At 33.6% G+C, this 12649-nt stretch carries 14 protein-coding genes; 8 read left to right on the top strand and 6 right to left on the bottom strand.

All coding sequences use genetic code 11. The features are described 5' to 3' along the window. Nucleotides 1-39: 39 nt before the first annotated feature. A complete protein-coding gene (locus tag LZ480_RS01005; protein ID WP_241367469.1) occupies nt 40-534 on the bottom strand; it encodes a COG4315 family predicted lipoprotein in 495 nt (164 codons plus the stop codon). 242 nt (nt 535-776) lie between these two features. Between LZ480_RS01005 and LZ480_RS01000 the strand changes: the two genes are divergently transcribed. Both LZ480_RS01000 and LZ480_RS00995 read left to right on the top strand, forming a co-directional pair. Then, the gene (locus LZ480_RS01000) at nt 777-1094 is read left to right on the top strand and encodes a hypothetical protein (protein WP_241367468.1); all 318 of its coding nucleotides are present in this window, start codon (nt 777-779) and stop codon (nt 1092-1094) included. Nucleotides 1095-1106: 12 nt separating this feature from the next. After that, the gene (locus LZ480_RS00995) at nt 1107-1496 is read left to right on the top strand and encodes a MerR family transcriptional regulator (protein ID WP_241367467.1); all 390 of its coding nucleotides are present in this window, start codon (nt 1107-1109) and stop codon (nt 1494-1496) included. A 183-nt stretch (nt 1497-1679) separates the two neighbouring features. Here LZ480_RS00995 and LZ480_RS00990 read toward each other — a convergent pair whose 3' ends face one another. Continuing rightward, complete coding sequence (locus LZ480_RS00990) at nt 1680-1994, bottom strand: MazG-like family protein (RefSeq protein ID WP_241367466.1); 315 nt, start codon at nt 1992-1994, stop codon at nt 1680-1682. 52 nt (nt 1995-2046) lie between these two features. Here LZ480_RS00990 and LZ480_RS00985 point away from each other — a divergent pair, with 52 nt between their 5' ends. Together LZ480_RS00985 and LZ480_RS00980 are read left to right on the top strand one after the other, a co-directional pair. Further along, a complete protein-coding gene (locus tag LZ480_RS00985; RefSeq protein ID WP_241367465.1) occupies nt 2047-2607 on the top strand; it encodes an LOG family protein in 561 nt (186 codons plus the stop codon). 378 nt (nt 2608-2985) lie between these two features. Beyond that, the gene (locus LZ480_RS00980) at nt 2986-4416 is read left to right on the top strand and encodes an alanine/glycine:cation symporter family protein (protein ID WP_241367464.1); all 1431 of its coding nucleotides are present in this window, start codon (nt 2986-2988) and stop codon (nt 4414-4416) included. A gap of 408 nt (nt 4417-4824) precedes the next feature. Here the strand turns inward: LZ480_RS00980 and LZ480_RS00975 are convergent, their stop codons facing one another. Beyond that, a complete protein-coding gene (locus LZ480_RS00975; protein ID WP_241367463.1) occupies nt 4825-5274 on the bottom strand; it encodes a GNAT family N-acetyltransferase in 450 nt (149 codons plus the stop codon). Nucleotides 5275-5455: 181 nt separating this feature from the next. Then, nucleotides 5456-6373, bottom strand: a complete 918-nt coding sequence (locus LZ480_RS00970; protein WP_241367462.1) for a LysR family transcriptional regulator — start codon at nt 6371-6373, stop codon at nt 5456-5458. Between the two features lie 127 nt (nt 6374-6500). On the opposite strand from LZ480_RS00970, the gene LZ480_RS00965 reads away from it, so the two are divergent. After that, a complete protein-coding gene (locus tag LZ480_RS00965) occupies nt 6501-7271 on the top strand; it encodes an SDR family NAD(P)-dependent oxidoreductase (protein ID WP_241367461.1) in 771 nt (256 codons plus the stop codon). Nucleotides 7272-7834: 563 nt separating this feature from the next. After that, the gene (locus tag LZ480_RS00960) at nt 7835-8344 is read left to right on the top strand and encodes a DUF3231 family protein (protein WP_241367460.1); all 510 of its coding nucleotides are present in this window, start codon (nt 7835-7837) and stop codon (nt 8342-8344) included. 498 nt (nt 8345-8842) lie between these two features. Here LZ480_RS00960 and LZ480_RS00955 read toward each other — a convergent pair whose 3' ends face one another. After that, nucleotides 8843-9502, bottom strand: a complete 660-nt coding sequence (locus LZ480_RS00955; protein WP_241367459.1) for a GTP pyrophosphokinase — start codon at nt 9500-9502, stop codon at nt 8843-8845. An 827-nt stretch (nt 9503-10329) separates the two neighbouring features. Then, complete coding sequence (locus LZ480_RS00950; RefSeq protein WP_241367458.1) at nt 10330-11337, bottom strand: LysM peptidoglycan-binding and 3D domain-containing protein; 1008 nt, start codon at nt 11335-11337, stop codon at nt 10330-10332. Between the two features lie 251 nt (nt 11338-11588). On the opposite strand from LZ480_RS00950, the gene LZ480_RS00945 reads away from it, so the two are divergent. Both LZ480_RS00945 and LZ480_RS00940 read left to right on the top strand, forming a co-directional pair. Further along, nucleotides 11589-12215 carry a hypothetical protein gene (locus tag LZ480_RS00945; protein ID WP_241367457.1) on the top strand — a complete coding sequence of 209 codons (627 nt, stop codon included), beginning with the start codon at nt 11589-11591 and terminating at the stop codon, nt 12213-12215. 25 nt (nt 12216-12240) lie between these two features. Continuing rightward, nucleotides 12241-12495 carry a zinc ribbon domain-containing protein gene (locus LZ480_RS00940; protein ID WP_241367456.1) on the top strand — a complete coding sequence of 85 codons (255 nt, stop codon included), beginning with the start codon at nt 12241-12243 and terminating at the stop codon, nt 12493-12495. The last annotated feature ends 154 nt before the right edge of the window (nt 12496-12649 follow it).

Below are 12649 nucleotides of genomic sequence, written 5' to 3'. Positions count from 1 at the left end.
AAAAGAACTGCCAATTTCAGCAGTTCCTTCATGTTATCCTTATTTAAATACTGTTTCGCTGTTTACAATAAACCAAACACCCTTGACGCCTTGACCTTTAACATCCCCGGATGCAGTGTCATTGGCAAAATAGTAAAGCGGATAGCCTTTATAGGTTGTTTGCTTTTCTCCAGTGTCTTCGCGAGTAATCGTGCCGAAGTCCTCCTTGTTGAATCCTTCAGGAACCTCTACATTTTCCGCAAAGAAAGATGGCCAGTTTTTCAGGCAATCGCCACTGCAGTTTGTTTTATTAGGCTCATCCTTAGTAAAGTAGTATAGAGCCATTCCATTAGCATCAGCCAAGTATTGACCTACTGTTTCATTCTCCATCATCTTAAGTGCGGATTTCGCTTCGTCTTTATTGTTTTCGACTTTTGCTGTCTCATTTGCTTGTTCCTTTGTATTCTGATCCTCGTTGTTTGTTCCAGCGCTACACCCCGCAAGAAGTAGGAACGCTAAAAGTAAAGTAGTGAAAAAATAACCATTCTTTTTCAAGTTAATTCCCTCCTATTATTTCTATTCGATAAAGGAAACGAAGGAAAATTAAAAACGGTTCGAAAGAAAAAATAATTTTTTTGAAAATTTTTAAACCTTAACGGTGAAACGTATCATAAGTAAGTGCGGTTTTTGAATTACATGAAACAGTCTACGAATTAAAGTAGGCTGTTCTTTATTTATTGACATGGAGTTAACTCCATCTTTTAAAGTGAATATATTAAAAGAATGGAGTGATGTAAATGGCTAGTGTGACGAATATATTGATTGGATTATATGCATTTTTAATAGCAATAGCAGGCATCAAACAATGGAAAGAAGTAGGATATCATGTACGAGCCTTATTATTCGTTATTGTATCAACAGGAATAATTTTAATCTTATTTATACCAAATAAAGACTTGCTGTTTATATTACTAATTCTCTCATTTGTTTTGCTACATATATTGACGATTGTTCAAGGGATAGTAACAAATGGCCGCATTAAGTACAGCCATCATATCAGTCGTTTTATTTTTCATAGTATAATTATTCTAATGGTTTATAAATTTATAAAATAGTAGGTGGTAGTGGTGAAAATTGGAGAATTTGCAGAGCGTACCGGTATTAGTAAAGATACTATTCGATACTATGAAAAGATAGGTTTATTACATCCAGAAATTATAAACAAACATCGTGAATTTAACAATAATGACGTCATTCTAATTGAAACCATCATTAAACTTAAACAAACTGGATTTTCACTATTGGAAATTAAAATGCTTTTTGATTGGTCGAAAAATACGGATCACAATAAAAAATTAACACAAGAAGAAATTCAAAACGTCCTTCAAATAAAAGAGATATTTCAAAATAAATATGCACAAATGGTACAAAGGGAAAATAACATTAAACAAATAAAACATGTATTACTAAAAGCAGATTATAAAATTGAGCAACTATTAGAAAGAAATAAGGATTAGAATTTTTAACTTTTATTAAAGTTTGTAGAAAAAACCGCATTTAAACTTATCACGGTGAAACGTATCATAAGTAAGTGCGGTTTTATTAAAAGAACCACCAGAACGTTGATATGACAACGATTCAGGTGGTTTTGTTATTTTTAGACCTTTTATTTAGGGGCTGTTTAAAGGTTAGATGCATTCTTATTGATATCGTTTGGTTAATTTATCTTTATGGCTTAACATTATTTCAGTTAAATCAATTTCGTACTTATCAGCTAAAATGAATAAATTATCAAGAACATCGCCTAGTTCTTCTTTTAAATTCTCAATTTGGTTTTCTCTTGGTAGAGTTTCTTCATCCGGACGATCACGCCCAATTTCAATTGTTCGAATGGCTTTTGAAACTTCACCAACCTCTTCCGTTAAAAAATTTACACGAATAAAGGCATTTAAGTCATACCAGCCACGTTTTTTATAAAATTCTGTTATCCACTTTTGGTATTCAAAAATATTCAATGAAAATCACTCCTTATACTTCTATAATGATAGCATAAAGGAGGAATAGAATTTGAATATTTCAGTTTATTGTGGTGCAAGTCTAGGTAACAATGATTTATACGAAGAGGCAGCAAAATCACTTGGAAAATGGATTGCCGAAAATGGTCATACTTTAGTATACGGCGGAGGAAAGGCTGGTCTAATGGGCGTGATTGCAGATGAAGTTTTATTACATAATGGTAAAGTAATCGGCATTATTCCAACATTTTTAGTTGACCGAGAGCTAAGTCATCCTAATTTAACTCGTTTAGAAGTTGTTCACTCCATGTCTGAACGTAAAAACAAGATGATTGAATTAGGGAACTGCTATATTGCACTGCCTGGGGGACCTGGAACTTTAGAAGAAATCTCTGAGGTAATTTCATGGGCAAGAATAGGACAACACCAAAATCCATGTATTTTATTCAATGTAGGTGGCTACTATGATAAATTAAAAGATTTTTATGATGATATGGTAACAAACGGTTTTTTAACTGAAGCAGATAAAAAAGCGATGCTGTTCTCCAACTCTTTCACCGAAATCGAACAATATATTGCAAATTATATACCACCAATGGTACGAACATATTAATTTTTAGAGAACAGCCTCTATTAAGATAAAATAGCTGGGTTGTTTGTTCTAATTGGTGCAATTGACATAGCGATAAGTTGTTCTTAAAAAATCGCATATAAACTAGTTTCGGAGAACCGTACCATAAGTAAGTGAGGTCTTTAATAGATTTTATTTTACTTATTGTCATAATTTCACTGTTTATCTTTCTAATAGAACAAAACTCCTATAAGCTCAAAGACAAATATCAAAAACATCATTTTCCGTTGAGGAAAATGGTGTTTTTTTAGTATAATGAAAAATGATTTTCATTCCGAGGGTGCTTTCAGAGGGCACGGTCTTTCTAATGTGTGTTCCTATAGTGAATAGGAGATTTTATTAAATAAAGGAAGTGAATTTATGGATTGGTTTGACAGTATTTTAGGTGAAATAAATACAATTTTATATTCGTATGTATTAATTGTATTGTTAGTTGGAACGGGTGTGTTTTTTACCGTTAAAACAAAGTTTATTCAATTTAAATTAATCCCAGAAATGTTTAAACTTATTACGGAAGCAGCGCCAAAAGATAAGTCAGGGAAAAAGGGTATATCTTCTTTCCAGGCCTTTACAATATCCGCCGCCTCACGTATTGGAACTGGTAATATTGCTGGGGTTGCGACGGCAATTGCTCTTGGAGGTCCTGGTGCTGTATTTTGGATGTGGATGATTGCGCTAATTGGGAGTGCGTCTGCACTGATTGAAAGTACATTAGCACAAGTATATAAAGTTAAAGATCACCGTACTGGATTGTTTCGTGGTGGTCCTGCCTATTATATGGAAAAGGGCTTAAATAAAAGGTGGATGGGCATTCTTTTTGCCGTTGTTATTACAGTTACTTACGGTTTTATTTTTAATGCAGTACAAGCCAATACGATTTCAATAGCCTTTGAAGAGAGCTTTGGTGCTAATCGTGTTGTTGTAGGTTTAATAATGGCTGCTTTTACAGGAATCATTGTTTTTGGTGGGTTAAAGCGAATTGTAAGCTTCACTCAAATAGTTGTTCCGGTTATGGCAATTTTATATATTATCATTGCACTTTTTGTTGTAATCATCAATATTTCAGAACTTCCGAATGTGTTTGCCCTGATTATTAAATCTGCCTTTGGATTGGAAGAAGCCTTTGCGGGAATGTTAGGGGCAGCAATTATGAATGGGATTAAACGTGGTCTATTCTCCAACGAAGCAGGGATGGGTTCTGCACCTAATGCAGCAGCAACAGCAGCTGTTTCACACCCAGTAAAGCAAGGCTTGATTCAAGCACTTGGTGTATTTATTGATACTTTATTAGTTTGTACTGCAACTGCTGCAATCGTATTATTGGGTGATGCATATCTTCAATCTGACGCTACTTCCGTAAATTTAACTCAAATTTCCTTAGTTGAAAACCTAGGTGATTGGGCAGGGAGCTTTTTAGCAATAATTGTATTTATGTTTGCCTTTAGCACAGTTATTGGTAACTACTACTATGGTGAATCGAATATTGGATTTATTAAAGATTCAAAAAAAGGCTTATTTGTATTCCGTATATTTGTCGTACTCTTTGTCATGTTTGGTTCGGTTGCAAAAGTACAAGTTGTATGGGATTTAGCGGATCTATTTATGGGCATTATGGCAATCATAAACTTAATCGCGATTCTGTTACTTTGGAAAGTAGCAAAACCAGTAATTAATGATTATTTAAACCAACGTAAACAAGGCAAAGATCCAGTGTTTTATACGAAAAACGTACCTAACATTGGAGAAGTTGAATGTTGGAGAGAAGATGAAGAAATAGAAGAAAAACGTTAATTTTTATTATTTAAAAGGAGTGACCAACTTTTTGGACACTCCCCTATTGGAATGGCTGAAAAAAGGGACCAAATCTGTTTTATTAAAAGTCAAGTTATTTTCTACTGTTAAAGATTTAACAACATGACAAATAGAATGTTACACATTATAATAGCTTTTTGCAGAATAGTTGAAGGACTAATTCTGCTTTTATTTTTATATAGATGTAGCTTTTTAATAAAGTTCGATTAAAAGTAAGTTGCAAACGCTGATTTTATACAGAAAGAAACCAACTGTTTTGAAACAAAATTTGATCAAAACAGTTGGTTCTTTATTTATCTAGTTTGGTTTTTATAAAAAAGTTTGATTATTTCGGGATGCGAATATTCAATTAAAGCCCCCGTTAGCTTAATAACTCCTCACTATTTTTTACAAGTTTAAACAATGCGTAGATTTGGGATATCTATTTTCTTTTAAAAATCCAAAAGAAGTATAAAACTTATCAGCTTGCTCTGTATCTGTATGAAGCACTAAAACTTTATAATAGTTTTTTGCATCGCAAATTATCTTTTTCAACAAGAGTCTCCCTAGACCATTTCTTCGATAATCCCTAGTAACGTAAAACCTTCTCAAACGTCCAATTTTTTGTTGATTTGAAAATGGGTCTATATTAAGCCTACCAATAGCAATTAGTACACCTTCTTTGTTAAACACACCATATAAAGATTCACCAGGCTTATTAAAGTTATTAGTGCCTTTTTTATAATCATTAACTAATCTTTCAAGAAAACGAAAACCCTCTTCTTTGCTTTCCTTCACTAATTGATTTAAATCAACATAAAACAGATTTTTTATTTGTTTTACTTTAAATTCTTCCATATCTTCCTCCGGAAAATTTGATTTGATTATAAGTTTTTCTGTTAAACCAATTTAAAGTCCTTCTTCCACTAAACTGCCCCTTTAGTTAAATAAAGAAAAAAAGAGCTGCCTATGCAACTCAATGATCTTCAAGTAAAGCCCACGTTTGTAAAGTTCTTTATTATTTTTATTCAAAATCGGCTTACCACTTATACAGATTTGCTTCTTCAAACGCTTGAATCAAACGGTCTATAAAATATCGGTAAAATTGAGAATTTTTTAATTTTTCCGACTTAACCCAACCTAACACTATGGGTTGTTGTTCATAATTTTTAATCTCAAGTGTAACAATGTCACCATTAGAAACGGCTGGCGCATTAAAAAATGAAAAATCGTATCCAACTGTTATGGCTATATCATCTTCTAAAGCATTTAGAATGGCTGACACATTGTTGGTTGTAAACAATATTTGTACGGGTCCAACTGTTTTACTAAAATGTTCAAGAAACTCACGATTGTATACTTCATTATATACTACATAGGGATAATCCAGCATTTCTTGAGGAGTAATACTTTTCCTAGTTGCCAATGGAGAGTTCTTTCCAACCCCAACAACTATTTCCCCTTCCAAAAATGGTTCAAAATTTATCCCTTTTTCTTTTACAAATGAGTCTTTTTCTATTGCAATTAAACCTAGATCTACTTTATTTTCATTTATGCTATTCATTATTTCATTAGATCCCGACTCAGATATTTCAAACTTAACTTTAGGGTAATCCTTTATCAAGCTAGATATCATTTTTACTAAAGAGTCCATCGCAATAGGTATCGTTACTATTCTTATTTCTCCTTCCTGATTATTTGACTGATTTTGAGCTTCTACTCTTATTTCTTCAATATTTTTGATGATTTCAAATGCTTTCTGGATTATTATTTGCCCCTCTAAAGTGGGTATAGTTCCCGACCGTGAGCGTGTAAATAACTTTACACCTAATTCCTTTTCCAATTTAGAAATAGATTGACTGATAGCAGATTGAGTAATATGAAGATTTTTAGAGGCAATTGCGAGAGACTTTGTTTTTGTCACTTCAACGATATTTTCCAGTTGTTCGATATTCATTTTCTATACACCCTTCCATTAGCAATACTTAAGTATAATTAATATATATTAATTATACTTAATTATGATTAATTGATAAAATGGAAATTATAAATGCAAAGAAAAAACAAATGGAGGGTATATAAATATGGAAAGATTATCTGGGAAAGTTGCAATTATTACTGGTGGAGCAGGTGGCATCGGGAAAGTAACAGCAGAACAATTCCTAAAAGAAGGCGCTAAAGTTGTATTAGTGGACTTATTTGAAGAATCACTTGCAAAATCTAAAGAAGAACTAGCTCCTTTTGGTGAAGTACTAACAGTTCAAGCCGATGTTTCAAAAGAGTCCGATGTAGAAAATTACGTAAAAGTAGCGGTTGAACATTTTGAGAAAATTGATATTTTCTTTAATAATGCTGGTATTGAAGGTAAAGTAGCTCCTCTTATTGAACAGAAAATGGAAGACTTTGATAAAGTGATGAATGTTAATGTTCGTGGTGCTTTTTTAGGATTGAAATATGTTCTACCAATTATGACAAAGCAAGGTTCTGGTAGTGTTATCAATACTTCTTCTGTGGCAGGACTAAATGGCGGCCCTAATTTATCGCCTTACAGTATCTCGAAGCATGCGGTAGTAGGACTAACAAAAGCAGCAGCACTTGAATCTGCTAGTGCAAATGTGCGCGTAAATTCAATTCACCCTTCACCTGTAAACACAAGAATGATTCAATCATTAGAAGAAGGTTTTGCACCAGGAAATGCAGAGGCTGCTAAAACAGCACTTTCTAACAGTATTCCAATAGGGCGTTATGGCGAGCCAAGCGATATTGCTAATTTAGTAGTATTCCTTGCCTCCGATGACAGTGCTTTTATTACAGGAGCTCAGTACCGAATTGACGGTGGTATGGGAGCAAAATAAATTCAATTTTTATGTCAATATGACGGTAACCACAGTCATTCACTGTTTGTAAACAAAAGGGGTTCGGATCGCATTTCGAATCCCTTTTAGCCTTTCTAATCTCCTTCAATCAAATTAAATTATCATAACCTTTGAATTTCCTCAAAAAATAACGAAAAGATGTAACCAGCACACCGTCAAATAGCCTAATTGAACCATTTATTATTTAGCCATTTCACGCCTTATTCTCAGCCCTAAGACTGCTGTGAAAAAGGTTCTTGATGTAAAGTTAAACGAATTAAATGGAACAAAGTAACATAAGTTATTGAACTAACCTTCTTCGTTAGTTCAATTAAGAAAAAAGAGCTGCATATGCAACTCAATGAACTTCAAGTAAAGCCCCCGTTAGTGTAAGTGTGAGTCTTCACAAATTCTTGCATAATCGCAATGAAAAGTGGATTTACTCATTTATTCATTACCTCATATTGTTTCGTAAAAATAATTTTTTATGAATTACATTTCTGATTTTGCCTATACTATCCTTGTTTTGAATATGGCAAAAAAACAGAAAAGGAAGTGCAAGTATGGGTATGTTTAGCGGTAATCCAAAAGACGAACCATTACATTATGGTGAGGTATTCAGTATCTGGACAAATCTTGCTGCAAACTATGGCATGATTGCTGGGTATCAAACATTTTATAATCATGCTGGTGATAAAGACTTGAAAAAAATCATAGAAGAATTTGTTCAAGGTATAAAAGAGGAAGTTAAACCTTTAGAAGAGATTCTAAAAACCAATGGCATTGCATTACCTCCTGCACCGCCTGAACGTGCAGATGCAAGACTAGAAGATATCCCTCCTGGTGCAAAGTTTAATGATCCTGAAATTAGTGCCGCATTATCATTAGACGCTGCTGCTTGTTTAGTTGCTTGTAGTCAAGCAATGGGTATGTCAATTAGAGAAGACATTGGCTTAATGTATGGTCAATTCCATACAGCTAAAGCACTGCTTGGTGCCAAACTATTACGCCTTAATAAAGATAAAGGTTGGCTTGTACCTCCACCATTACATGTAAATCATCCAGAAAAATAATTAGAACCACCAAATAATTAGTTCCCCAGTATAAAACTGGGGATTTTTAAATTTGACAGAGTAATTAGGAAATATCTCTACTGCACTTTTTCTTTCAAATATTCATTCAATATAGTAATGGAATTTAAAATTCCACTTTGGTATATCTGTTTATAGTAACCTGCTTATTCAACTAAACTCCTTCGTTAGTTCAATAAAGAAAAAAGAACTGCATATGCAACTCAATGACCTTCAAGTAAAGCCCCCGTTAGTCGAAGAAGCACCTTCTCTTTTATTACACATTATGGTCGTACTGTGTATTAGATTTCATCTAACATAGATTGAATCTTATGATAGTCCTTATTCATAAGATTGTTATTTCCCAGTGTCAATAATGTTAATAACTGTGTTTAAGTTTAAGGGGTCACTTCAATGTAAAATGTCCGTTTTTAAGAACTATTATAGAAATAACAAAAAACAGAGAAAACCTATCAAGTAGATTTTCTCTGTTTTCATTATTTATCCATTTGAATCTGTTTCACTAGATAGTAGTTGAATTCTTAATTTAGACATTTCTTTGTCCAGTAACGAGGAAGCATTGGATAGCTCAATTAATTGTTTTTGAGCTTCTTCCGGTATCGATTCACCTTGATATTTATAGTTGAGTTTATGTTCTGTTGATGCCCAAAAATCCATAGCGGATGTTCGGATTTGGATTTCCGCGGGAACCCATATCACTTCATTAGATAAGATGACTTGCGTTTCTACAACAAGATGAAGGCTTTTGTAGCCACTCTTTTTAGGTTCTTTAATATAGTCTTTTACTCTAATCATGCGAATATCTTCACGCTGCTCGATATGTTCCTTCAGCAAATATACATCATCAATAAAGCTAGTGACAATTCGTACTCCAACAATATCTCGTATTTCTTGTTTAATAGATTCTTGAGTCAGCGGTATTTCTTTATTTTCAATTTTCTCAACCAATGACATAATAGTTTTCATGCGTGTTTTCATATGCTCAATGGGAGAGTATCCGTGTTTCGATTTCCATTCAAGATCAATAATATTGAAATCACTCTTCAACTCATTTAACGCCATCTCATATGGGATGAAAAAGCCTTTCCAGTTTTTTAAAACCTTTTGAACTAAATCAATCTTATTTGTCTCTTGATACATATTAAACACCCCTTGATTAAAATCACACTTTATTATTCTGTCATCATATCACAGGTGGTTTGAATCGGATATATAAGAGTGACTAGCCAGGGGATGAAATGGAAGTGTAATCGTGTTGTAGAAACAAGCTAAATTGAAGAACGTTTGAGCTCCCCCAAACTGCGAGAAATCCATTATCTTAAATTTTCACGTCCCTGGGAACAATCAATTATGACTATTCCAATACCGGAATTATGGCGTTCGTCCAGATTTAATTAAATCATTGAGAAATGAAAATCTACAAACAAAAGTGTACGTCACATATCGCACGGAATGGTACTTGTATCTTGCACACCGCATTGCAGAGCATCCACCAAATCTGTATACGTTTGTATCTGATATGATTGAGTCAAAAAACTTACAGACCTCCCTTTATTAATAAAAAGGAGTATGAATATTTTAAAGGCAGAATGCTTTGCGCTGCCTTTTTTTGTTTCGCAGTTTGTGTCAAATGCGACATGAAAACTTCCATTGTCTTATTCAACTAACCTGCCCCGTTAGTTGAACAAGGTACAATTTAGCATCTCAATTATTTTACACGTTCATTTCGCAAATATTTCTAATTATAATTTGAATCACAAATAAAAGCTGAACTAATTAAAAAATAGTTCAGCTTAAAAATAACTCGTTATAATGTTGCACATTTCATAAAGAATACTAATGTAACAAGTGTATTACTTTAACTCTTGACTTTTAATAAAAAAAACTGGTTCCTTTTTTTATTTAAGATTCAAATCACCTTTTTGTACATATATAGCAATCCTAAGGATAGGCTGGTAGTAGATATGTTAGTTTAATATTGTTACCTTTAATTGTTTTACTCCAAAATTGATTGCATCCTGTTGAGAAGGAACAAAGACATCGATTCGATTTCCTTTAATGGCTCCGCCTGTATCCCCTGCGATCGCTTCACCATAGCCTTCTACATAAACTTTACTACCAAGTGGAATAACAGCTGGGTCAACTGAGATGACCTTTGCATTCGGGTTTGTTTTAAGGTTAATTCCAGTAGCGGTAATACCTGAACATCCCTCACATGAAGCCGTATAGGCTGTTGCTTCAACTGTAATTTCCTTTGAAGCTGTATTACTTGTTGATGGAGCAGTTGCTTCAGTTGTATTATCCTTCGAAGTTGTATTACTTGTTGATGGCGCAGTTGCTTCAGTTGTACTATCCTTCGAAATTGTATTACTTGTTGATGGAGCAGTTGCTTCAGTTGTATTATCCTTCGAAGTTGTATTACTTGTTGATGGAGCAGTTGCTTCAGATGTACTATCCTTCGAAGCTGTATTACTTGTTGGTGGAGCAGTTTTTTCAGGCTTACTATCCTTTGAAGCTGTATTATTTGTTGATGGAGCGGTTGCTTCAGTTGTAGTTTCCTTTGATTCATCTGCTACAGGCATTATTGGCTTTTCAGTTACAACCGTATTACTAGTTTTCAAACCTTCAAAGATGATTAGATTTAAACCTGGATGAATGACATCCGTATGTAATTGATTCCATTCTTTTATTTGCGAAACTGTTACTTGATGATCTAGGGCTATTTCCCATAATGTATCACCTTGCTTAACGGTATATTGTTTTTGCTGTGCAATGGTTAGGACATCCCCGGGGTGAATAAGGTCGGTAGTAAGATGATTCAACGTTTGAATATTTTTTACAGATGTATTATTTGCACGTGATAGATCCCAAAGTGTATCTCCTTTTTGTACGGTAATCGTTGCAGCTTGAACATTAGCACCTAAAGTTACCGAAAGCATTGCAACTGGTACAATTGATATAATTTTTTTAAGCATTTATTTATCCTCCATGTTCGTTCTTGGTTGTTAATTTAAAATAATCGTATCATAGATTTTTCTGAGAAAAAGAACAAGGAGGTGTTAATTTGTTTACGTCTATGGCATTTATATTGCAATAATATTGCTAATATTAAACGATAATATCTCGTAAGAAATTTATTACAAAACAAGCAGAAGAATATAGATTGGTTAAGGGTTAAATGTAATAATGTATTACATAAAATAAATTTGATAAATGAGGGATAATCATGTCAGTTGTAAACCTGTTAGCTTCTCAACTAAGTCGAAATGATGAAGTGCCAAATATTGAGCTGGCACATAAATTAGCCAATGAAGAAAATTATGAGGGCATCGAAGAAATAATTGAAAACCTAACTTGCAAAGATAAAAAGATTCAATACGATTGTATTAAAGTAGCGTACGAAATTGGGCAAGTTAAACCAGAACTCATAAGTAAGTACGCCCTGACTTTTATAGAGTTGCTAAAAAGCCGTAATAATCGTTTGGTCTGGGGCGGAATGACGGCATTAGCTACGATTGCCGAGGGTGCATCAGAAACCATTATGGCTCATCTTGACATATTAAAAAGTGCAATGAAAGTTGGTTCAGTTATTACAATTGATAAAGGTGTCCTAACTCTTGCGAGGCTAGCAGCTGTCAGTAAGGAAAAGAATGATGTGATTTTTCCAATATTACTCCATCACCTTGAGAATTGCAGACCAAAGGAAATTCCTCAGCACTCGGAAAGTACGCTTTTAGCCGTAACAGATGAAAATAAAGAGGAATTATTGAATGTGTTACGAAAAAGAGAAAAATACCTAACAGCACCACAATTAAAAAGAGTCCAAAAGATTTATAAAACATTAGAGGCTTAATAAAAGTACATTTTGAGGTGATCGTATGAAAGAATTTAAAAAATGCCAAAGCTGTGCCATGCCTTTAAAAAAAATTGAAGATCGTGGTACAGAGAAAAATTTAAATAAAAGTAGTATGTACTGTAAGCATTGTTATCAAGAAGGTGAATTCACGCAAAAGGACATTTCGGTAGATGAAATGAAACGATTTGTAAAAGATATGTGCATCGAAATGGGTTTTCCGAAGTTTTTGGCAGGAATGTTTGTAAAAAATCTTCACAAATTAGAGAGGTGGAAATGAGCATTACTATTAAAGCAATATTTAATGCAAACCGCATTTAGACAAATCACGGAGAACCGTATCATAAATAAAGGATGTTTTAGTCCGAACTAGTGGGTTGAAACCGTTAATGGTGTAAAAGTCTTGAATAGCAAGAATGGATATTATAATCAAG

The sequence above is a fragment of the Solibacillus palustris genome (genome assembly GCF_022549215.1).
GTDB lineage: Bacteria > Bacillota > Bacilli > Bacillales_A > Planococcaceae > Solibacillus > Solibacillus daqui.
Note: the sequence above shows the minus strand (reverse complement) of the source record. Positions and strands in the feature narration are given on the sequence as shown.

Bases quoted from the DNA above. Each gene is read 5' to 3' on its own strand.
- LZ480_RS00960 (WP_241367460.1), top strand. From the start codon at position 7,835: ATGGGTATGTTTAGCGGTAATCCAAAAGACGAACCATTACATTATGGT.
- LZ480_RS01000 (WP_241367468.1), top strand. From the start codon at position 777: ATGGCTAGTGTGACGAATATATTGATTGGATTATATGCATTTTTAATA.
- LZ480_RS00975 (WP_241367463.1), bottom strand. From the start codon at position 5,274: ATGGAAGAATTTAAAGTAAAACAAATAAAAAATCTGTTTTATGTTGAT.
- LZ480_RS00970 (WP_241367462.1), bottom strand. From the start codon at position 6,373: ATGAATATCGAACAACTGGAAAATATCGTTGAAGTGACAAAAACAAAG.
- LZ480_RS00980 (WP_241367464.1), top strand. From the start codon at position 2,986: ATGGATTGGTTTGACAGTATTTTAGGTGAAATAAATACAATTTTATAT.
- LZ480_RS00965 (WP_241367461.1), top strand. From the start codon at position 6,501: ATGGAAAGATTATCTGGGAAAGTTGCAATTATTACTGGTGGAGCAGGT.
- LZ480_RS00950 (WP_241367458.1), bottom strand. From the start codon at position 11,337: ATGCTTAAAAAAATTATATCAATTGTACCAGTTGCAATGCTTTCGGTA.
- LZ480_RS00955 (WP_241367459.1), bottom strand. From the start codon at position 9,502: ATGTATCAAGAGACAAATAAGATTGATTTAGTTCAAAAGGTTTTAAAA.
- LZ480_RS00940 (WP_241367456.1), top strand. From the start codon at position 12,241: ATGAAAGAATTTAAAAAATGCCAAAGCTGTGCCATGCCTTTAAAAAAA.
- LZ480_RS00945 (WP_241367457.1), top strand. From the start codon at position 11,589: ATGTCAGTTGTAAACCTGTTAGCTTCTCAACTAAGTCGAAATGATGAA.